The sequence below is a fragment of the Halomarina ordinaria genome (genome assembly GCF_030553305.1).
GTDB lineage: Archaea > Halobacteriota > Halobacteria > Halobacteriales > Haloarculaceae > Halomarina > Halomarina ordinaria.
The window spans coordinates 1,996,384-2,017,327 of record NZ_JARRAH010000001.1 but is presented as its reverse complement, the minus strand read 5'-3'; the positions used below and the strand labels follow the sequence as shown (position 1 = coordinate 2,017,327).

Genomic DNA, 20,944 nt, shown 5'->3' with positions numbered 1-20,944 from the left:
ACCGGATTGTGCGGTCGGGGAGAGGAAGAGGGGTACGAGAGTCCCTGTCGTCGCGTCCGAGACCGTCTATCGCTCCTCGACCGGCGTGAAGTCGAGGTCACGGTCGCCGACGTAGCGGGCGCGCGGGCGGATGAGGCGGTTGTCCTCGTACTGTTCGAGGACGTGGGCGACCCAGCCGCCGACGCGGCTGACGGCGAAGATGGGCGTGTAGATGTCGACGGGGATACCCATCTGGTAGTACGTCGAGGCGGAGTAGAAGTCCACGTTCGGCGCGAGGCCCTTCTCCTCGCCGAGGTACTCCTCGATGCCGACGCTGTAGTCGTACCACTTCATGTCGCCGGCCTCGCCGAGGGCCTTCGACTTCTCGCTCAGGATGCGCGCGCGGGGGTCCTTCACGTTGTAGACGCGGTGGCCGAAGCCGGGGACGCGCCGGCCGCGGTCGAGGGCGTCGTCGACCCACTGCCTCGCCTCCTTGCCGCTCTCGTCGACCTCCTTCAGCATCTCCATGACGTCCTGGTTGGCACCGCCGTGGAGGCTCCCCGAGAGCGTCCCCACGGCGCTCGTGATGGCGCTGTGGAGGTCCGCGAGCGTCGAGGCGGTGACCATCGCGGAGAACGTCGAGGCGTTGAGGCCGTGGTCGGCGTGGAGCACGAGCGCCATGTCGAACGTCTCCGCGAGCACGTCGTCCGGTTCCTCGTCGTTGAGCATGTAGAGGAAGTTCGCGGCGTGGCTCAGGTCCTCGCGAGGGGCGACCGGTTCGTCGCCCTCCCGGAGGCGTGAGAAGGCCGCGAGCGCCGTCGGGAGCTTCGCGGTGAGCCGGCGGCCCTTCCGGAGGTTCGCCTCGCGGTCGGTCGGGTCGGCGTCGCGGTCGGGGTCGTACGCCGAGAGGTTCGAGGCGATGGTGCGCATCGCGGCCATCGGCTCCTCGTCGGCGTCCGCGAGTTCGCGCACGAGGTCGTACATCCCGTCGGCGAGTGCGCGCTCGGTGGACATCGCGTCGCTGAACTCGGCGAGGTCGCCCTCCTCGGGCAACTCCCCGTGCCACAGGAGGTAGACGACTTCCTCGTAGCTCGCCTGTCGAGCGAGGTCGTCGATGGAGTACCCGCGATAGATGAGCTGGCCCGCGTCGCCGTCGATAAAGCTCAGTTCGGACTCGGCGACCAGCACACCCTCCAGCCCCTTCTTCAGCTCGTCGGCCATATGCTACCGGTTTCAGAGCCGAGTCTAAAAGGGTTATTATACCGGGATTGCACGACGGCGACGGCATGCTATGGGTGAGTCGACCCCCCGCCAACCCTTTTACCTCGTCCCCGAGAGGGGTGAGTATGAGCGGCGAGGTCGAGTACCAGCCAGTCAGCGTGAAGGAGCTTCTCTCGGAGATGAAGGACACGGCGGAGCTCCTCATCGACCTGTCGTACTCGGCGGTCCTGCTCGGCAGCGACGCCATCGCCGAGGAGGTGCTCGACCTCGAAGACCGGATGGACATCCTGCAGATGCGCGCGCGCATGAGCCTCCTGCTCGCGGCGCGGACCACCGAGGACGCCGAGGCGCTGGCACCCGTCCTCGGGATGGTCGGCGCCGCCGAGAAGGTCTCCGACGCCTCGGGCGACATCGCGAAGATCGTCCTCGAGGACATCGGCCTGCCGGAGGCGATGCGCGCGGCGCTCCCCGAGGCGGTGGAGACGCTCGTGCGCGTCACCCTCTCGCCCGAGGCGGCGCTCGCGGGGCGGACCCTCGGCGAGGCGAACCTCGAGACGGAGACCGGCGTGCGCGTCATCGCGATTCGCCGCGACGGGGAGTGGCTCACCAACCCCGCCGCGGAGACGACGCTCCGGGCCGGCGACGTGCTGTTGCTCCGCGGGGCCGAGGAGGCCATCGGCGACGTCTACGGGCAGATGAGCGACGAGGAGTACGCCCCCGTCGCCGCGGCCGAACCGGCCATCGACGACCTGGAGCGGGCCGTCGACTCCATCGTGCTGATGAAGAACATGAGCGAACTCGCCGTCGACCTGGCCTACGGGGCGGTGCTGTTCGACAGCACCGCCGTCGCCGAGGAGGTGCTGGAACTCGAAGCGGAGGTCGACGCCCTCCAGTCGCGTTTCGAGGCGTGGGTCCTCCGGGCGGCCGGGCGCGTCGAGGACCCCGTCTCGCTGCGCGGGCTGGTCCACCTCGCGCGCTCGACGGAGGTCATCTCCGACGCCGCCCTGGAGATAAGCGAGGGCGTCCTCCGCGGCCTCGGCACCCACCCGGTCGTCGCCGAGGCCGTCCGCGAGTCCGACGAGGTCATCGTCCGCCTCAGCGTCGGGGAGGGGAGCGCCCTCGACGGCGCGACGCTGCGCGAGGAGATGGTCGCCACCGAGACGGGGATGCGCGTCATCGCCGTCCGGCGCGGCCCCATCGCCGGCGAGACGACGCTGTCACGCTTCGGTCGCGAGCGCGGCGAGTGGGTCGTCTCGCCGCGTGCCGAGACGGAACTCCACGCCGGCGACGTCGTCATCACGAAGGGGACGCGTGCAGGCGCCCAGCGTCTGGCGGCGCTCGCGGGCGACGAACTCGAGGGCGACTACGAGGACGAGTAGGGTTACAGTCGGCGGGCCGCCCGCGACGCCGAGACGAGCGTGAGCGCGAGCGTCACCAGCAGGGCGACACCGACCCCGAGGACGAACGCCAGCGCGAGGAACAGCACCGGGCCGGGGCCGGCGTCCGACCCCGGCACGGGCCCCAGCAGTTCGAAGACGCGGACGGCGTAGACCAGCGCCGCGATGCTCGCGCCGGCGGCGACGCCGATGCGACCGTTTCGCTTCACGTTCAGCGCGCGGGCGAACGCGGCGGTGCCGGGGCGTTCGGGGACGTCCTCGCCGGGGGTGCCGGGGGCGGCGTCGCGGTCTGACACACCCCCGCGTTAGACCCTGCCGCACAAAGCGTCTTCGCGCTCGCGGCGCTCCTCTAGACCGGGTGACGAGACCGAACCGCCTAAGAGCGTGTGACTACCGGGTAGGGATAATGACGACGCTCGGCACGGCGACCGCCGCGCCCGGGGAGATGGCGGTCGGTCGCCTGCCCGTCGGCGAGGCCCGCGACGGCAGCGAAGTCGCGCTCCCGGTCGCGGTCATCAACGGCGCGCACGACGGCAAGACGCTCTACATGCAGGCGGTCAGCGACGGCGACGAACTCAACGGCGTCGGCGTCCTCCAGCGACTGATACCGCAACTCGACCCGGGGGAACTCTCGGGACAACTCCTCGTCGTCGGCATCGTCAACATGCACGCCTTCCACGTCGCCGAGCACCGCAACCCCATCGACGACACGAAGATGAACCGGGCGTACCCGGGCGACACGAACGGCACGTCGAGCGAACGTATCGCGGCGGCCACCTACGAGGCGGCGACCCGCGCCGACGTCATCCTCGACCTCCACCAGGGGTCGACCAGCCGGATGATAAACGAGACGCGAGTACGGTGCGGTCACCGCCATCGCCTCCACCGCGAGTGTCTCGAACTCGCCCGCGTGTTCGGCTGTGGGCACATCCTCGACCAGAAGGGGCCGAACGGCCAGTTGGCCCGCGCCGCCCCGGACGAGGGCATCCCGACGATCGACCCCGAACTCGGTGGCTGCGTCGGCTGGGACGAAGCGAGCATCCGCCTGGGCGTCCGCGGCGTGAAGAACGTCCTCGCGCACTACGGCTTCCACGAGGGCGACGTGAGCATCGAACCCCAGACCCGCGCGACGGGGTTCGAACAGTACGGCGCACCCGCGGGCGGCCTCGTCAGCTTCCACAAGGACCTCGCGGAGTCGGTCTCCCGGGGGGACGCCCTGTTCGACGTGACCGACGTCTTCGGGACGGTGAAGTCGACGGTCACCGCCGACTCCGACGGGGTCTTCTGGCGTACACGCCGTCTCCCGCAGGTCGCCACCGGCGAGTACGTCTGCTCGGTCGGGACCGACGTCGACGAGGTCTGAGTCGGCGTCGGCCCACCCCCGAGTCGGACGAGCCTTCAAGTACCATTGGGGGACCAGCGACGCCATCCGCTGACTCCGGCCGCGGGGCGGTCAGGGCGGGTGCGCGACGCGCCGTCCCGCGGAGCGCCACGCGTCGCCTGTTCGCCACGAGTCTCACCGGTCTCGAACGCCCGGCACCGCCGACCGAAACCGACAGGTACGGTCCTCGCGCACTCGGGACATGCTCCACTGTCCCGCCTGTGGAACCGACTACGAGGACCGCTGGCGCTGTCCGTGCGGTCACCCGCTGGAGTTCGACGAACGGCCGCGTCCCGACCGCTTCGACCCGGACCCACGCGAGGGGCTCTGGGCCTACGCTCCCTTCCTCCCCGTCGAGCGGCGCGTCTCGTTCGGCGAGGGGTACACTCCCCTCGTCGACGCCCCGCGGTGGGACGCGGGGTTCAAACTGGAGTACGTCTTCCCGACGGGGAGCTTCAAGGACCGCGGCGCGACCACGACGCTCTCGCGGGCCGTCGACGTGGGTGCGGAGCGCGTCGTCGAGGACTCCTCGGGGAACGCGGGGGCGGCCATCGCCACCTACGCCGCCCGCGCGGGCGTCGACTGCGCCATCTACGTCCCGGCGGCCGTCAAGGAGTCGAAGGTACGCGCCATCGAGCGCGCCGGCGCCGAGGTGGTGCGCGTCGAGGGGTCGCGCGAGGCGGTCACCGACGCCTGCGTCGACGCCGTCGAGGACGGCGAGGGCTGGTACGCCAGCCACGCGTGGAACCCCGCGTTCTTCGCCGGGACGGCGACGTTCGCCTACGAACTCGCCCACCAGCGCGACTGGGCGGTGCCGGACGCCGTCGTCCTCCCGCTGGGCCACGGCACGCTCTTCCTCGGGGCCTACCGGGGCTTTCGCGCGCTGGTAGAGGCGGGCTGGACCGACCGGTTGCCGCGTTTGCTCGGCGTGCAGGCGACGGGGTACGACCCCATCGCGCGGGAGTTGCACGGCGAGGGCGGCGAGGAGCGAAACGACCTGGCCGACGGCATCCAGATACGGGACCCGGTGCGCCGCGAGGAGATACTCGCGGCCGTCGAGGCGACCGACGGCGACGTCATCGGCGTCGGGAGCGACGCCGTCCGGCGCGAACTCGACGCGCTGCACGCCGACGGGTTCTACACGGAGCCGACGTGCGCGGCCGCCCCGGCGGGGCTCAGGGCGTACCGCGAGCGCGGCGTCCTCGACGACGGTGCGGACGTGGTCGTTCCACTGACGGGGAGCGGGTTGAAGACCTGAGCGGGCGTCGGCGCCCGGAGTGCGTCAGCGCTCGGGGTACGTCGGCGCGTCGAACCCGCCGCGGACGAGCGGCTTCGCGATGTGTCGACGGGCACACGGCGGCACCTCGTACCAGCCGAGGTCGAGGTCGCGGTCCACGGGACGTTCGGCCTTCCCCTCGGCCGTCGTCCCGCAGTCCCGGCACCGATAGCCCTGGTCGCGCCCCGCGCTCTCCATCCGACGGTCGCAGTCGGGACAGGTCGGCGTGACGCGCTCGGTCCTCACGAGGTCCCTGACGGCGAACTTCTCTAGTTTGAGCGTTCCGCCGGTCGTCGAGCCGTCGGCGGTATCGGCGTCGGGGGCACGGTCGGTGAACTCGCCGCAGACGGTGAGTTCGTCGCCTGTGCGGAGCGCACGCACTCTATCGCGGAAGTGCTTGGTCGGTTCGAAGGCGGCACACTGGATGGTACCCCCCTCGCCGGTCAGCTCGAGGAAGACGTGTCCTCCCCGGCGGGTCTCGGGCGCGCCCGTGACGGTGCCGTCGAGCCGGTAGGCCCGGCCGTCGAGTGCCTCGCCCGCCGTCCCCTCGCGGAGGTGGGCGTCGGTCCCCTGGTTCGTGAGGAACGTCTCGCGGTGCAGGACGGATTCCCCCTCGATGGCGGCCGCGGTCCGCGCGACGGCCTCGGGGTCGTCGCCGCGGACGCCGTGGAGGATGGGACAGGGGGTGTGCGGGACGCAGACCACCGCGCCCGTCTCGCGGTCGACCGTGTCCCACACGAGGGGGTACTCGCGGTCGGCGGCGGCGAAGGCGGAGTCGGCGTCGACCTGCCGGTCGGTTCCCCAGCGCTCGCGCTCGCGGTAGGAGATGCGCTCGTAGGTCCACTCGGCGAACGGGTCGGTCGCAGCCACGGTTCCGTCGGTGTCGACGCCCGTCCCCTCGTCCGCCCCCGACTGGCGCCAGGCGGCCCACGCGCCCGCGGCGGCGAGCGCTCCGATACGACCGCGGCCGTCGCCCCACGACGCGCTCCGGTAGCCCGCGTGGTCGACGAGCGCCTCGGCGTCGGCGATGGTGAGGTGGTCGCGGACCGCGGCGCGGGCGAACGCCGCCAGCGCGTCGCGGCCGTCGACGGGGGTGTCGTCGTCCGGGTCGTCGGGGAGGACGACGAGGCCGGGGTTCGTCCGGTCGTCGTCGACTACGGCGGCCTCGTCGACCGTCTCGTACGCGACGTCGAACGCCGTCGCCGGGTCGACGTCGGTGTGGACGGCCAGCGCCGCGTTCCCCCGTGTCTTGTGTTTCACCGCGGGGTTGAGACGGACGAGGAGCAGACGCTCGACGCGCCCGCGTTCGCGCAATCGCTCGGCGAGACGGGCGGCGACGAACGTGGTACACATCCCCTGCTCGCGGGAGTCGGTGTCGTCGAGGCCGACGATGGTCACGCTCGGAAGTGGGGAAGGAGGCGATTAACCGCTTTCGTCCGACGTCCGACTTAAAATCGCCCGGTAGCGGGTCCGAAACCACCGGACGCGATTCGACAAAGGGCACAATATATATATTGGGTGAATGGCTTATGTCCAGCTATGTCACGGTCCGCACTGGTCGACAACGTGACTGCGATGCTCGCGGACGCGGGCTTCCTCGTGAGCGACCGGTGTGCCGTTCGCCCGAAGAGCTTCGACGTCGCCGCCCGTCGCGGGAACGACGTCATCCTCGCGAAGATACTGGGCAACATCGACTCCTTCGACGGCCTGACCGGCGCCGAGATGCGTCGCCTCGGGACCTACCTCGACGCGACGCCGATGGTCATCGGCCTCCGGACACGCGACGAGGACCTGAAACCCGGCGTCGTCTACTTCCGCCACGGCGTGCCGGTCCTCTCGCCGGACACCGCGATGGACCTCTTCGTCGAGGGGGTGCCGCCGCTCATCTACGCCGCTCCCGGGGGACTCTACGTCACCATCGACGGCGACATCCTGGCGGACGCCCGCCGTGAGCGCGACTGGAGCCTCGGCCGCCTCGCGAAGGAACTCGGCGTCTCGCGACGCACCGTCTCGAAGTACGAGGACGGTATGAACGCGAGCGTCGAGGTGGCGGCCCGCCTCGAAGAACTGTTCGACGCGCCGCTCACCAACCCCATCGACGTCTTCGACGCGGAGGTCGACGACGCCGACCCCACCCCGGATGACCCGGAGGCGGGGGAGGCCGACAAGCCGCTCCTCGCCGTGTTGACCCGCGTCGGCTTCGACGTCCACCCCACGCTCCGCTCGCCGTTCAAGGCCGTCAGCGAGGATGACCAGCGCCACCAGGCGCTGTTGACCGGTCACTCCGAGTTCGACCGCACGGCCGAGAAGCGCGCGCGCATCATGAGCTCCGTCGGCGAGGTGACGCGCACCCAGTCGTTCTACGTCGTCGACCGCGCCACCCGCGAGCGCGTCGACCGGACGGTGCTCATCGAGCGCGACGAGGTCGAGCGCATCGACGAGGCGGAGGACCTCCGCGACCTCCTGCGCGAGCGGGCGGTCGACGTCGAGGAGCCGGCCTGAAGCGGGTCGAGAGCGGTCCCGAGCGAAGACGGGCCCGTGCGGACGTCGGCGCCTCGCCGAGTAACGGCGTCGCTACCGGGCGAGACGGTCGACACGCGCGAGACGGTCGGTACCGAACGGACGGGACGCTCGTGGCGGACGACGGAGAGCGAGAGAGGTAGTGTGAGAGAGGAGAGAGGCGGTGTGAGAGAACGAACCGACTCAGGCGCTCGCGCCGTTCCCGTAGGTCGATTCGAGGTACTCGACGATGTCGTCGGACTCCGCCATCCCCTCGACGCCGTTGTCCTCGTCGACGAGGACGGGAACGCCGGTCTGACCGCTGACTTCCTTCACCTCGGTGCGGTCGCCGTGGGACCGGGGGACCGTGTGTGACTCGTACTCCAGGCCCAGTTCGTCGAGCTTGGACGTCACCTTCGCGCAGTACGGGCAGCCTTCGAGTTCGTACAGTTCGAGGTTTGCCATCGCGTCAGGATAGGTCCGCGAGCCGTAAGAAGACAGCGGGGCTGTGCGTCGGTCGATGAGGGCCCCCGGTGACGCCGACCGACTCACTCCCTGAGTTTCTCGAACGTCTTTCGCGCCCAGGTCACCGCGTAGTCGGCGCCGTGGTCCCGGTAGGCTTCGGTGTCGAGCGCGCCGAACGGCGTCGGGACGTCGAGGCCGTGTTTCACCCCCGCGCAGGCGAGTTCCGCGGCGGCGGGGAACGACGTTCGTCCGGTCGCCACCTCTCGCGGGAGGTCGGAGAGACGGGGCTGGAGACGCTCGCCGGCGTCGACCCACGCGTCGTGGAGCCGGGGGAACTCCTCGTCCCACCCACGAAACACCTCTCGGGTGTCGAGACCGAGGGAGGCGTCGTAGAGCGCCACCGCCAGCTGGTAGGTGTCCGCCGGCGACAGTCGGGTGGCGGCCGCGAGGTCGCGGTACCGCCCCTCGAAGAACCCGAGGAAGTGCTCCGGACGGTCGAGGGCCACCTCGACGAGCGCCTCCGCGACGAGGAAGTCGAGGAAGTCCTCGGGCGACCCCTCGGTCCGGGCCTTCACGAAGACGATGGGCGGGTCGGTCTGGCGCGTCCACGTCACGCCGCCGTCACCCGGCATCCCGACGGTGAACTCGGTCCCGACGTACCGCCGGAGCTGGGTCGGTACCTCCGGCGGAAGCCACTCCTCGGGGTAGCTCGTGGGGTCGAGGGCGTCGACGAGCAGGCCGAGCTCCTCGGCCTGTGCCGGCGGGAGCGTCTCGAAGTCCGCCTCGCAGTCGAGGACGAGCGCACCCGTCGCGTGCGACGCTCGAACCCCGCTGACGTCCTCGGGGAGGTCCCGCTCGGTGAACATCACAGGGCGAGGGTCAGTATCAGCACGAGCGCCAGCAGTGCCGAGACCCCGATGGTCCCGGCGACGATCTTGGTTGCGTCACTCATACCAGCAGGTTCGACCACGACGGGTTAAGTTCTATTGGGTTTCGTCCGGCGTTCTCGGTCCGAGCTCCGCCGGGGGAAGAGTATCGGACGGAACCGCGACGTTTTCACTCGGTGAAACCCCTTCGTTTCGACTGGAGAACCGCACGACTGCGGTGGGATACGTTCGAGAAGGGAGCGGTGCGTCGTGGGGGAGAGGAATCAGTCGTCCTCGTCGGGGTCGCGACCGATCCAGTTCTCGGGCATCTGGATGACGTAGCGCCCGTTCTCCTGGAGGGCGATGATGTACTCCTCGCGGTCGTACAGTTCCATCAGGTTGAGTTCGTACTGGCCGGGTTCGAGTATCTTGATGCTCTCGAACTGCTCGTTGAGTTCCTCGCGAAGTTGTGAGAGGTCCGGACGCTCGCCGGTGGGTTCGCGTACGACCCGACCGTCGGCGGGGGCGTCCTGTTCGGGCGGGTCGGGGAGTTCGTCGGGCGAGGCGACGTCCCGGCGCGCGGACGCCTGGGCGGCGTCCTCCCGGTCCGGGTCGGCGCTCGGGTCGCTCTCGGCGGCGACGTCCGACCGGGGAGCGTCCACCGCCTCGTCGACCCCGGCGTCCGACTGTGCCCGCTCCCGGTCGACGGTTCCGGTTCCACTCGACGTCACCGGATCCGTGTCACCGTGTACCCAGCCACGGACGGTCGTGGTGGCCCGGCCGACCGTCTCCGCGACCCCGCCGTCCTCGCGGTCGGGCGGGGCGGCGTCGGCCGGTGGGGTCTCGGGGATGGGGGCGTCCTTCGGGTGGAACTGGAACTTCGTCCCGCCGCACTCCGGACAGCCCGAGAGCATCTCCTTCGAACCGTCGGCGAACACGTGTCCGCACTCGGTACACTGGTGGGGCATTATTTCCGGGTGACGAGCGCGCTGATGAGGTTCTCGTCCTTGTGGAGCGTCTCGATTCGGTTCGCGGGGCCGATGACGGTGAGCTTGTTGTCGTCCGTGTCGCGGCCCATCAGGCGACCGAGGAACCCTCCCTCGTTTCGACTCGGGCGGGGGTACGTCTCTATCTCGATGCCCGTGAACTCGTCGGGGCTGATCTCGTTCATCGTCACCTCGATGAGCTTCGACTCCTCGTCCGGCGAGAGGCCGTCCTCGAGGATGACGATGTTCCCCTTGTGGACGCCGTCGAGGATGAGTCGAATCTTCTCCATCGTACGGAGGTTCGACATGCGCTCGCCGCTGATGAGGTCGATCTGGACGCCCTCGCCGTCGGAGGTGGTGTATTCCGGCATGGTCTCAGGCGAAGTACTCCGCGATCTTGTCGTAGACCTCGTCCATGTTCTCGCCCTCGAGCGCCGAGAGCGGAACCGTCTCGTGTTGTGGGAACGCGTTCGAGATACGCTGGACGCTCGATTCGTCCAGGTCGATCTTGTTGGCGAAGATGAGCACGGGCAGGTCGCGACTCTCGATGATGCCGATGAGCATCGTGTTGACCTGCGTGAACGGGTCCTCTGCGCTGTCGAGCACGTAGATGACGCCGTCGACGTCCTCCCGGAGCCAGTGCATCGCCTCGGCGACGCCCTCCGTCGCCTCCCGGGAGCGGCGCACCGCGTCGTCCTTCTCGATGTCGTGTTCGAGGAACTCCTTGTAGTCGACTTTCGTCGTCACGCCGGGCGTGTCGACGATGTCGATGGTGACGGAGTGACCGTTGCGCTGTATCTCGACGTTCTCCTTGCGTCGCGCTCGACGTGTCTCGTGCGGTACGTGACTCTCCGGACCGACGGCGTCGCCCGTCCAGTCGCGTGCGATGCGGTTCGCGAGCGTCGTCTTGCCGGCGTTCGGTGGGCCGTAGATACCGATGCGTTTCGGCTCCTGGTTCGGCCCCTCGAAGAATCGCGTCGTGACTCGCGAGATGCTATCCCTGATGTCGGTGAGCAGTCCCATCCTAACTGTGTCCTCCCACGACCCCCCGCAGGGGGCGCGTCTACCCGGTATACCTGACCCGACGTACTTAAGGGTGCGTCAGACACCTATCAAGTAACTGGGAATCGTTCGCGCGTACGCGAGTTCTACGGGCGACACGCGTCTCTGCGAGGTGCGGTCGACGAGGTGCAGTCGACGTCGCCTCCGTGTCGGGACCCCCCGCCTTCGTGTGGAATGCCTCTGATGGCACACCACCTCGTCACCTCGCTGTCCCGACGACAACCGTCGAAGCCCTCGACCGGCGCTCGGGCGACAATTCTACACACGGACCGGGCGGTGGAGTCGAAGTGTAGGCGGAGCCGCGGTAGCGACGAACAACACCTGTGTTCAGACGGGGTGAACGGGTGTCGCGTTCGACGGAGGTGTGCTATATCGAGAATCGATACACTCCTACCGGAGGCACTATCTCCCACTCGTGTTATCACGCACCGCTCCGACACCCCCACCCCTTCGTTTCCACTGGAACGGTCCGAAGGGGTGGGTAGGGGTCGGTCGTCGGTAGGCAGACGTGACGGAAAACTGTCGAGAGAACGCGAAAAAGTCACTAGAACTAGAAACGACGGGAAACGTTCACCTAGACTAGTCTAGAAAGTAGATAATGAATGGCTATCTCTTCCTACTACGGGTCTGGTTGTATGGAAGGTTACTTAGTTGTTTCCGTCCCTTCTAGTCCTCCGTCTCATCACTCACCGCCCCCTCCTCTTGTATCGCTTCCACCGGAAACGAAGGGGATGGGGGGTAACGACCGACGCGCCGACCGCCATCTATGACCGATCCTCTCGACTGAAGAGTGCTACCCGTCGAAAACGACGGATAAGTGCGACCTTTTCGAACCTGGAATCCGTTCGAGTCGAAACGGGGCTGTCGTTTGTTCTCTAGCAGGGGTCGCTGATTCGTCGGTACATCCCTCTAGTGCCCTCTAGCGACCTCTACCACCTCTAGCACCCCGACGAGAGGCCGACTTCCACTGCGCGCGCCGTCTAGTACGTCGGTGGTTACCGCGTCGTGGACGCCGTGTCCGGACCGCTCCCGTCCACTCCCCAGTGCTAGTGAGGAAGGGACGAACGATAGCGCACCGCTGACGGGTGCGTTTCGACTCCACGACCGTCCCGTCGGGCTCGGCGAGCGACTTCCGGCTCACGTCGCTCGCTCGCGAGACCGACGACGAGTGACACGACCCCCCTCGACATCTCATCCATCGGAGTCGCCCTCTCGCGCGCCGTCGAGGCCGCTTCGAGAATTCAGCGCGTCCCACGAGAGGCCGGTCGGCCGCGGGTCGCCCGCCACGGAATCCACCGTCGGATGCGTCGGTGGGGTGGGAGTGGACCACAATGCTTAATTACAGTCTCGTCTACGCTTTCTCCTGCATCAACTGGACGCCTCCTCCGGCGGGTATCTCCGCGAGATAGCTCGAAACACCGATTCTCGACCGTCTGAGGCAGCGCGCAGGGCCGACTCCACCCGAAACCATGGGGTCTATCGAGGGAGCGACAACCACACATGACCGACGACCACTCAGACCGACCGCAGGCGGACGGTGCGCCGGACGACGTAGACACGGACGCCGAGGCGGACGCCGCGACCGACCGGGACGCCGATGTCGACTCGACGACCGAGACCGACACCGAAGCCGTGGCCGACGATGTCGATACGACCGTACCTGCCGACGACCCCGGGAACGAGGCCGAGGCAGGGACCGGGCCGACCGACCCGACCGCGGCCGGGGCGCCCACCGATGAACCGACCACCGACGAACCGGCAGTCGACGAACCGGCAGTCGACGAACCGACCGCCTCCGGGACGACCACGGGCGACGTGCCCACCGCCGACAGCATCGACGCGAGTACCGTCGACGCGAGTACCGTCGACACGGACGGTGCCGGCACGGGTTCCCTCTCGGACCCGCCGCTGACCGAAGGGGCCGACGAGGCGGCCCCCGGCCTGTTCGACGACCTCCTGAGCGGCGAACCCATCTTCGAAAACAAGGAGGTGCTCCGCCCCTCCTACACGCCGCGACGTCTGCCCCACCGCGAGGAGCAGATCAACAACATGGCGACCATCCTCGTCACCGCGCTGCGCGGTGACACGCCGTCGAACATCCTCATCTACGGGAAGACGGGGACCGGCAAGACCGCGAGCGCGAAGTTCGTCAGCGAGGAACTCGAGTCCACCTCCCAGAAATACGAGGTGCCCTGCGAGGTCCAGTACATCAACTGCGAGGTGACCGACACGCAGTACCGCGTGCTCGCCCAGCTCGCGAACAAGTTCATCGAGGAGAACACCGAGCGCATCGACGCCCGCCTCGACCGACTGACCGACCTCCGTGAGCGTGTGGACGCCGACGACCATCCCGACGCGCTCGCCGACTCCGGGTTCGCCGACCGGGCGACGCTCGACGCGCGCATCGAGGAACTGGAAGCCGACCGCGAGCAGTTCGAACCCGTCCCCATGACGGGGTGGCCGACCGACCGCGTCTACTCGACGTTCTTCGAGGCGGTCGACTACCAGGAGCGCGTCGTCGTCATCATGCTCGACGAGATAGACAAACTCGTCGAGAAGAGCGGCGACGACACGCTGTACAACCTCTCGCGCATGAACTCGGAACTGGACAACTCCCGGGTGTCCATCATGGGTATCTCGAACGACCTCAAGTTCACCGACTTCCTCGACCCGCGCGTGAAGTCGAGCCTCGGCGAGGAGGAAATCGTCTTCCCGCCGTACGACGCCAACCAGTTGCGCGACATCCTCCAGGCGCGCGCCGACGTCGCGTTCAAGGGCGACGCCCTCTCGGAGGACGTCATCCCGCTGTGCGCCGCCTTCGCCGCGCAGGAACACGGCGACGCCCGGCGCGCGCTCGACTTGCTCCGGACGGCGGGCGAACTCGCCGAGCGCGACCGGACCGAACACATCAACGAGGAGCACGTGCGGCGCGCACAGGAGAAGATCGAACTCGACCGGGTCGTCGAGGTGGTCCGGACCCTCCCGACGCAGTCGAAGCTCGTCCTCTACGCCGTCATCCTCCTCGAACGCAACGGCGTCCACAACATCAACACGGGCGAGGTGTTCAACATCTACAAGCGCCTCTGCGCGGAGATCGACCTGGACGTCCTCACCCAGCGGCGCGTCACCGACCTCATCAGCGAACTGGACATGCTCGGCATCGTCAACGCCGTCGTCGTCAGCAAGGGTCGCTACGGCCGCACCAAGGAGATGGGGCTCTCCGTCCCCCTGGAGGAGACGGAGGCGGTCCTGCTCAGCGACTCGCGACTCGGCGACGTCGAGGACGCCCAGCCGTTCGTCCAGGCGCGCTTCGACGACAACTGACGGCGACCCGACCGATTCGGCGCCCTCGCTCCCTCCCGGCAGGCGGCGCGAACCCCTTCAGTTCCACTGGAACACGTTGACATACGCCGAGACGTGTCAGTGTTCGTATCGTACTTGAGGCGCTCGAATCGAAGTGGTCCGCCGGCAGCGGTCCGGTCACGGCCCGCGAACACGCCCCGGCCGAAAGCGGTCAGTCGCGTGCGACGAGCGTCACGCCGGCCGCCCCGACGGTACCGGCCGCGACGACGGTCGTCAGCACCTGGTCGCCCCCGAAGAACAGGTAGCTGAACAGGAGACGGATGTTGCCGAGCAGCGGGATGCGGAACTCGGCGGTCCCGATGACCCAGTCGGGTTGGACGGGGACTCGCGCGATGCCGGCGACCTGGTCGTACTGCTGGTTCGTCGCCGGGTTGTCGCCCTTCGTGATGAAGCCGGCGTTGGGGGCCGGACAGGCCGGTAGTTCCTCGCAGTCGTCGGCGGTCCCGACGTAGTCGGGGTTCGCCCGGTCGTACCAGTTCTCGCCCTCGTCGACCCAGAGGTGCGCCCGGTGGATGATGGGGGTGGCACCCTGGCTCCCGTCGGGGCGGAAGACGATGACGTCGCCCGGTTCCGAGAACTCCGTGTAGCCGTTGCCCTGACCGGTCTCCCTGGTGACGACGCCCGTCGACGCGCCGCCCGCGGTTGTCGCCGCGTCGCCGGCGAAGCGGTGTTCCTCCATCACGAACACGAGGTCCCCCTGCTGGATGTTCGGCTCCATGCTCGGGCTCTCGATAGCGACCAACGGCGGCCAGACCCCGCTGACGGTGAAGAGCAGTAACCCGACGACCAGCACGACGGCGACGCTGCTGAGTACCTCGCGGACGTAGACGACGGCGCTGTCGTCCGTGGTGAGAAGCCACCGAATCCACTCCACTCCGGCCGGTCGGTCGTCCTCCTCACCGGGGTCGTTCATTGTACTTCCTATCGCGTGCCCCGGTTTCAACTTTCTGTCCTCCCGGGCACTTCCCCGCGCCCGTGACCGTGTGCCCGACGAGACGCTACGCTTTTGGCGCTCGTGACCCACCGACACCTGTGCCACTGGAGACGCCGCGACGCATCGTCACCGAACTCGCGAGCCGGGGTTACAACGCCGAGCGCGAGGCGGTGACGCTCCTCGCGCGCACCTCGGACCCCGCCGCCGCGCTGGAGCGCGCCCTCGAGACGGTGCCCGAGGACGCACTGAAGCTCTCGGCGGCGCACGTCCGGTCGGTCCTCGACTCCCGCGACCCCGCGCCGGACCCGTCGTCCACGTCGGACCCGGACGCAGACGCGGCGTCTCCCCCACCGACCCCGGACCCGTCGCCGAGCGTCGACGACCCGTCGACTCCCTCGACTTCTGATGGAACGACGCCCGTCGAAGGTGACGGGGGGACGGCCGCTCCAGTCGAAACGGGGGGGTCTGGGAACCGTCCACGAACCCCGCAGGCCGCCGCCATCGCCGGCGACATCACCGGTCGTAGCACCGGGACGGGCGAGTACGGCGACTTCGTGACCGTCTTCCGCGACCGCTACGAGCGCCTCTCGCGCAAACTCACCGGCCGCGTGAACCACCGACCCACGACGGCCGTCTCGAACATGCCCGGCGGCGAGGAGACGGCGCTCGTCGGCATGATAAACGACGTCCGCTCGACCGCCAGCGGACACTGGCTCGTCGAACTGGAGGACACCAACGGCGTCTTCCCCTGTCTCGTGCTCAAGGACAAGCCCATCGCGGACCTGGTGGACGAACTCCTGCTCGACGAGGTCATCGCCGTCGAGGGGTCGCTCTCGGGCGACGGCGGCGTCCTCTTCGTCGACTCGCTTCACTTCCCCGAGATTCCCCGGACGCACCGCCCGAACACCGCCGACCGCCACGTCCAGGCGGCGCTCGTCTCGGACGTCCACGTCGGCAGCCAGGAGTTCATGGGCGAGGCGTGGTCGCGCTTCACCTCCTGGCTCCACACCGAGGAGGCCGCCCCCGTCGAGTACCTCCTCATCGCCGGCGACATGGTCGAGGGCGTCGGCGTCTACCCGAACCAGGACGAGGAACTCTCGACCATCGACATCTACGACCAGTACGAGGAGTTCTCGGAGTACCTGAAGGAGGTGCCCGGCGACCTGGAGATCGTGATGATTCCGGGGAACCACGACGCCGTCCGCCTCGCCGAACCCCAACCCGCTTTCGACGAGGAGCTCCGCGGCATCATGAGCGCCCACGACGCCCGCATCACGGGTAATCCCTCGACAGTGACCATCGAGGGCGTGAACGTGCTGATGTACCACGGCGTCTCGCTCGACGAGGTCATCGCGGAACTGCCCGAGCACAAGGCCTCCTACGACGACCCGCACCTCGCGATGTACCACCTGCTGAAGAAGCGCCACGTCGCGCCGCAGTACGGCGGCCACACCCGCCTCGCGCCCGAGGAGCGCGACTACCTCGTCATCGACGACGTGCCCGACGTCTTCCACACCGGCCACGTCCACAAACTCGGCTACGGGAAGTACAACAACGTCCTCGCCATCAACTCCGGGTGCTGGCAGGAACAGACCGACTTCCAGAAGAGCGTCAACATCGACCCCGACCACGCCTTCGCACCCATCGTCGACCTCGACACGCTCGAACTGACGATTCGGGACTTCAACTGAACCTTTTACCACGGCCGGGCTTCGCCCGGCCTGTAAAAGCTTCACCAAAAGCACTCCTCACGGACTTCGTCGCGTCGAGACGCGACCCCGTCCGTTCGTCGGCCCGCTCGCTCGTTCGCTGCGCTCACTCGCTCGCGGCGAACGCGCTTGTGTGTGAAGGGTGGGTCTGCCGACTTCACTCCCTGAACGCCTCACGCTTCGCGGCGTTTAACACGCCCCTCCGCCCACCGTCGGGTATGACCGACGAGGACCTCATCGCGGCGCTCCGGGCGGCCGACGCCGTGAAATTCGGGGCGTTCGAACTCGCCAACGGCGGCACCAGCGAGTACTACGTCGACAAGTACCTTTTCGAGACAGACCCGCGCTGTCTCTCGCTCGTCGCAGACGCCTTCGCGGAACGCGTCGGCGAGACGAAACTGGCCGGCGTCGCGCTGGGGGCCGTCCCGCTGGTCGCGGCGACGAGCGTCCGCACCGGGAACCCCTACGTCATCGCGCGCAAGCGGGCCAAGGAGTACGGCACCGGCAACCGCATCGAGGGGCGACTGGACGAAGGCGAGGAAGTCGTCGTGCTGGAGGACATCGCCACGACCGGCGGGAGCGCCGTCGACGCCGTCGAGGCGCTGCGCGAGGCGGGCGCCGTCGTCGAGCGCGTGCTCGTCGTCGTGGACCGCGAGGAGGGCGCCCGCGAGCACCTCGCGGAGCACGGCGTGGAACTGGAGGCGCTGCTGTCGGCGTCGGACCTGCTCGCCGACCGCTGACGGCCCACCTCTGTGGATAGGACCCCTTCGTTTCGTGTCGAAGTAATCATATCCGTGCGTATTCCAGACGGGGTATGAGCACGAACCGCGTCGAGAAGGCCAGCCTGCAACTCCAGGCGGTCGCGGTCCTCCGGATGCTGAAGGAGACCCGCACGTACGACGAACTGGCCGAAGAGACGGGTCTCCCGGCGGGCGACCTGAACCGCTACGTCAACGGCCACGTCCTCCCCGGCGAGGCGCGCGCCCGCGAGGTGGTCGCCTCCATCGGCCAGGAGACGCTCGCGACGGAACTCGAGGCCCGCATCCGCTACGACCCCGAGGGGTACGTCGACAACTCAGACGTCGTCTTCGACCAGCCGTTCCTGAACCTCGTCGCACCCGTCGCGGCGGAGGCGCTACAGGTCGAGCGTCCCGACGTCGTCCTCACCGCCGCCACCGACGGCATCACGCTCGGCGCGGCGATGGCGAGTCACTTCGACGCCCGTCTCGCCTACGCGAAGAAGTCGAAGGAGACGGCCGTCGAGGAGTTCATCGAGGCGCGCCAGCGCCTCGCCAGCGGTATCGAGTTCACCTACTACCTCCCGGCGCGGGCCCTCCGCCCGGGTCAGCGCGTCCTCGTCGTCGACGACCTCATCCGTTCGGGCGAGACCCAGGAACTCCTCCTCGACATCGCAGGACAGGCCGACGCCGAAGTCGTCGGCGTCTTCGCGCTCATCACCGTCGGGAGCGTCGGCGTCGAGAGCGCCCGCGACCTGACCGACGCCCCCGTCGACGCGCTGACCCACATCGAGTGACGGACCCACCGCGGCCGACCGGGATTGTATCCAAATACATGTATACCACCGTCGGTCAGACATGGGAATACTTAATTGGAGATGTCTATGTATGCTCAAACGTGCATCATGGGTCTCACGGACACTGACACCGAAGGGGGGTACGCGGGACGGGCGCGCCGCTCGATACGGGCGTTCTTCGACTTCGAGGAGTACGACACCGACGTCTGGACGGAGGTGCTCGCCGGACTCACGACGTTCCTCACGATGTCGTACATCGTCGTGGTCAACCCGGCCGTCCTCGCGCAGGCCATCTCGATTCAGGGGTACAGTCAGGGGGCGGTCGTCTCGATGCTCACCGTCGTCACGCTCATCTCGGCGGCCGTCGCGACGCTCGTCATGGCGCTGTACGCGAACCGACCGTTCGCGCAGGCGCCGGGGCTGGGGCTGAACGCCTTCTTCGCCTTCACGGTGGTCATCACGCTCGGCGTCTCCTGGCAGACGGCGCTCGCGGCCGTCGTCGTCGAGGGGGTCATCTTCATGGCGCTGACCGCCGTCGGCGCGCGCAAGTACATCATCCAGGCGTTCCCGGAGCCGGTCAAGTTCGCCGTCGGCTCCGGCATCGGCGCGTTCCTCGCGCTCATCGGCCTGCAGGCGATGGAGATCGTCGTCCCCGACCCCGAGGGGACGTACATCACGCTCGGGCAGGTCGCCAGCAACCCCATCGCGATTCTCTCCATCGTCGGCCTGTTCTTCACTCTCGCACTCTACGCCCGGGGGGTGCGTGGCTCCATCCTCCTCGGCATCCTCGGGACCGCGGGACTGGGCTACGTCGTCGAGGTGGCCGGCCTCGTCGCACCGGGGACGCTCACCGTCGGCTTCACCCCCCCCGTCTACGACATCACGCCGCTGGCGGGCGCGTTCGTCTCCGGGTTCGGCGACGTCGAACCGTTCGGGTTCGCGCTCATCGTCTTCACGTTCTTCTTCGTCGACTTCTTCGACACCGCCGGGACCCTGACCGGCGTCGGCCAGGCCGCCGGCTTCCTCGACGACGACGGCGACCTGCCGGAGATAGAGAAGCCGCTGATGGCCGACGCCGTCGGCACCACCGTCGGCGGGATGCTCGGCACCTCGACGGTGACGACGTACATCGAGTCCGCGACGGGCGTCGAGGAGGGCGGACGCACCGGCCTGACGGCGCTGGTCGTCGCGCTCCTCTTCCTCGTCTCGCTCGTGTTCGTCCCGCTCGCGGCGGCCATCCCGCAGTACGCGAGCCACATCGCGCTGGTCGTCATCGCCGTCGTGATGCTCCAGAACATCACCGCCGTCCAGTGGGACGACATCACTCACGCCGTCCCCGCAGGCCTCACCATCCTCATCATGCCCTTCACGTTCAACATCGGCTACGGCATCGCCGCGGGCATCATCTCCTACCCGCTGGTGAAGGTGGCCGTCGGCGAGTGGCGCGACGTGCGCGCGACGCAGGTGGTGCTCGCGGGCCTGTTCGTCCTCTACTTCGTCGTCCAGACGGGCGGCATCATGCAGGCCGCCGTCTGAACCGACGCGCTGGCTCCCCGGCGCGCCCGCTCGCGCCCGCTCACGGCGCTCGCGACGACCGATTCTCCCCTCGTGGCAACGACTCGACGGAACGTGGTGTATAAGACGCTCGCGGTCCGTCACCGGGTATGGACTACACGCTCGCCATCGAGGGCGCGCCCGAGACCGTACCGGGCGGGACCGGTATCATGCTCCTGCACCCCAGTACCGGCGAGACGGACCGTCTCGACACGGAGTTCTTCAAGACCGACACCGACCACCTGTTCATCCTCTCGACGCGCACCACCGCCCGAGAGGTCCAGCAGAAACTGGAGTACTACGAGGTCGACGAGTCGAAGGCGGTCATCCTCGACACCCTCTCCATCGAGCGGGGCTACTCCCGGCGCGCGGGCGACCACGTCCGGTACGTCTCCTCGCCCGACGACCTGGATGGGATGGTCGACGACCTCCGCGAGTTCCTGGAGGAGACGGCGGGCAAGCGCCGCGTCAGCGTCGACTCCGTCACGGAGATGGCCTACTACGCCGACGAGGAGCGCGCCCGCGTCGCCGTCGAGCAGATGCTCGACCTGCTCGAGGAACACGACGCCATCGGCCTGTTCCACCTCGCCGAGGAGGTCCACGAGGAGGCCGTCCTCGAGGACTACCGCGACCTCTTCGACGGCGTCGTCCACCTCCACGAGGACGACACCACGACCTGCGACTTCTGACGGCCGTGCGCCGCTCCGGCCTCAGGCTA

The 20,944-nt window shown here is 68.4% G+C and carries 20 protein-coding genes; 10 read left to right on the top strand and 10 right to left on the bottom strand.

Going from position 1 to position 20,944, the window contains the following annotated elements; genetic code table 11:
- Positions 1–66 precede the first annotated feature (66 nt).
- On the bottom strand, positions 67–1,200 hold the full coding sequence (gene citZ / locus P1Y20_RS10910) for a citrate synthase (RefSeq protein ID WP_304448687.1): 1,134 nt from the start codon (positions 1,198–1,200) through the stop codon (positions 67–69).
- 125 nt (positions 1,201–1,325) lie between these two features.
- Between citZ and P1Y20_RS10905 the strand changes: the two genes are divergently transcribed.
- Positions 1,326–2,579, top strand: coding sequence for a potassium channel family protein (locus tag P1Y20_RS10905; protein WP_304448686.1), 1,254 nt, complete (start codon positions 1,326–1,328; stop codon positions 2,577–2,579).
- Between the two features lie 2 nt (positions 2,580–2,581).
- On the opposite strand, the gene P1Y20_RS10900 is transcribed toward P1Y20_RS10905, so the two are convergent.
- Positions 2,582–2,893: a DUF7536 family protein gene (locus P1Y20_RS10900; RefSeq protein WP_304448685.1), complete on the bottom strand. Its 312-nt coding sequence runs from the start codon at positions 2,891–2,893 to the stop codon at positions 2,582–2,584.
- Positions 2,894–3,003: 110 nt separating this feature from the next.
- On the opposite strand from P1Y20_RS10900, the gene P1Y20_RS10895 reads away from it, so the two are divergent.
- A complete protein-coding gene (locus tag P1Y20_RS10895) occupies positions 3,004–3,960 on the top strand; it encodes a succinylglutamate desuccinylase/aspartoacylase family protein (protein WP_304448684.1) in 957 nt (318 codons plus the stop codon).
- 220 nt (positions 3,961–4,180) lie between these two features.
- A complete protein-coding gene (locus P1Y20_RS10890) occupies positions 4,181–5,236 on the top strand; it encodes a pyridoxal-phosphate dependent enzyme (RefSeq protein ID WP_304448683.1) in 1,056 nt (351 codons plus the stop codon).
- A 24-nt stretch (positions 5,237–5,260) separates the two neighbouring features.
- On the opposite strand, the gene P1Y20_RS10885 is transcribed toward P1Y20_RS10890, so the two are convergent.
- Positions 5,261–6,652 carry a tRNA(Ile)(2)-agmatinylcytidine synthase gene (locus P1Y20_RS10885; RefSeq protein WP_304448682.1) on the bottom strand — a complete coding sequence of 464 codons (1,392 nt, stop codon included), beginning with the start codon at positions 6,650–6,652 and terminating at the stop codon, positions 5,261–5,263.
- Between the two features lie 141 nt (positions 6,653–6,793).
- On the opposite strand from P1Y20_RS10885, the gene P1Y20_RS10880 reads away from it, so the two are divergent.
- On the top strand, positions 6,794–7,756 hold the full coding sequence (locus P1Y20_RS10880; protein WP_304448681.1) for a transcriptional regulator: 963 nt from the start codon (positions 6,794–6,796) through the stop codon (positions 7,754–7,756).
- A 201-nt stretch (positions 7,757–7,957) separates the two neighbouring features.
- Here the strand turns inward: P1Y20_RS10880 and P1Y20_RS10875 are convergent, their stop codons facing one another.
- The 6 genes from P1Y20_RS10875 to P1Y20_RS10855 all read right to left on the bottom strand — a co-directional run bounded on the left by P1Y20_RS10875 (position 7,958) and on the right by P1Y20_RS10855 (position 11,093).
- A complete protein-coding gene (locus P1Y20_RS10875) occupies positions 7,958–8,218 on the bottom strand; it encodes a glutathione S-transferase N-terminal domain-containing protein (protein ID WP_304448680.1) in 261 nt (86 codons plus the stop codon).
- A gap of 83 nt (positions 8,219–8,301) precedes the next feature.
- Complete coding sequence (locus P1Y20_RS10870) at positions 8,302–9,084, bottom strand: DUF7089 family protein (RefSeq protein ID WP_304448679.1); 783 nt, start codon at positions 9,082–9,084, stop codon at positions 8,302–8,304.
- Positions 9,084–9,170 (bottom strand): hypothetical protein, encoded by an 87-nt coding sequence (locus P1Y20_RS18845; RefSeq protein WP_438359931.1) that lies wholly within the window; start codon positions 9,168–9,170, stop codon positions 9,084–9,086. Before P1Y20_RS18845 ends, P1Y20_RS10870 begins: the two co-directional genes overlap by 1 nt.
- A 198-nt stretch (positions 9,171–9,368) precedes the next feature.
- Positions 9,369–10,052, bottom strand: coding sequence for an OapC/ArvC family zinc-ribbon domain-containing protein (locus P1Y20_RS10865; protein WP_304448678.1), 684 nt, complete (start codon positions 10,050–10,052; stop codon positions 9,369–9,371).
- The gene (locus tag P1Y20_RS10860) at positions 10,052–10,441 is read right to left on the bottom strand and encodes a DUF2073 domain-containing protein (RefSeq protein ID WP_304448677.1); all 390 of its coding nucleotides are present in this window, start codon (positions 10,439–10,441) and stop codon (positions 10,052–10,054) included. The genes P1Y20_RS10865 and P1Y20_RS10860 overlap by 1 nt, the downstream gene beginning before the upstream one ends.
- A gap of 4 nt (positions 10,442–10,445) precedes the next feature.
- Entirely contained in the window at positions 10,446–11,093 is a 648-nt protein-coding gene (locus P1Y20_RS10855; protein ID WP_304448676.1) for an Era-like GTP-binding protein, read from the bottom strand.
- Between the two features lie 1,539 nt (positions 11,094–12,632).
- Here P1Y20_RS10855 and P1Y20_RS10850 point away from each other — a divergent pair.
- A complete protein-coding gene (locus P1Y20_RS10850) occupies positions 12,633–14,456 on the top strand; it encodes a Cdc6/Cdc18 family protein (RefSeq protein WP_304448675.1) in 1,824 nt (607 codons plus the stop codon).
- 190 nt (positions 14,457–14,646) lie between these two features.
- Here the strand turns inward: P1Y20_RS10850 and P1Y20_RS10845 are convergent, their stop codons facing one another.
- Positions 14,647–15,408: a S26 family signal peptidase gene (locus P1Y20_RS10845; RefSeq protein ID WP_304448674.1), complete on the bottom strand. Its 762-nt coding sequence runs from the start codon at positions 15,406–15,408 to the stop codon at positions 14,647–14,649.
- A gap of 119 nt (positions 15,409–15,527) precedes the next feature.
- On the opposite strand from P1Y20_RS10845, the gene P1Y20_RS10840 reads away from it, so the two are divergent.
- The 5 genes from P1Y20_RS10840 to P1Y20_RS10820 all read left to right on the top strand — a co-directional run bounded on the left by P1Y20_RS10840 (position 15,528) and on the right by P1Y20_RS10820 (position 20,915).
- Positions 15,528–17,120, top strand: a complete 1,593-nt coding sequence (locus P1Y20_RS10840) for a DNA-directed DNA polymerase II small subunit (protein WP_304448673.1) — start codon at positions 15,528–15,530, stop codon at positions 17,118–17,120.
- Positions 17,121–17,356: 236 nt separating this feature from the next.
- The gene (gene pyrE, locus P1Y20_RS10835; protein WP_304448672.1) at positions 17,357–17,878 is read left to right on the top strand and encodes an orotate phosphoribosyltransferase; all 522 of its coding nucleotides are present in this window, start codon (positions 17,357–17,359) and stop codon (positions 17,876–17,878) included.
- A gap of 74 nt (positions 17,879–17,952) precedes the next feature.
- Positions 17,953–18,672 (top strand): phosphoribosyltransferase family protein, encoded by a 720-nt coding sequence (locus P1Y20_RS10830; protein WP_304448671.1) that lies wholly within the window; start codon positions 17,953–17,955, stop codon positions 18,670–18,672.
- Positions 18,673–18,780: 108 nt separating this feature from the next.
- Entirely contained in the window at positions 18,781–20,208 is a 1,428-nt protein-coding gene (locus P1Y20_RS10825) for an NCS2 family permease (RefSeq protein WP_304448670.1), read from the top strand.
- 128 nt (positions 20,209–20,336) lie between these two features.
- A complete protein-coding gene (locus P1Y20_RS10820) occupies positions 20,337–20,915 on the top strand; it encodes a DUF7090 family protein (RefSeq protein ID WP_304448669.1) in 579 nt (192 codons plus the stop codon).
- The last annotated feature ends 29 nt before the right edge of the window (positions 20,916–20,944 follow it).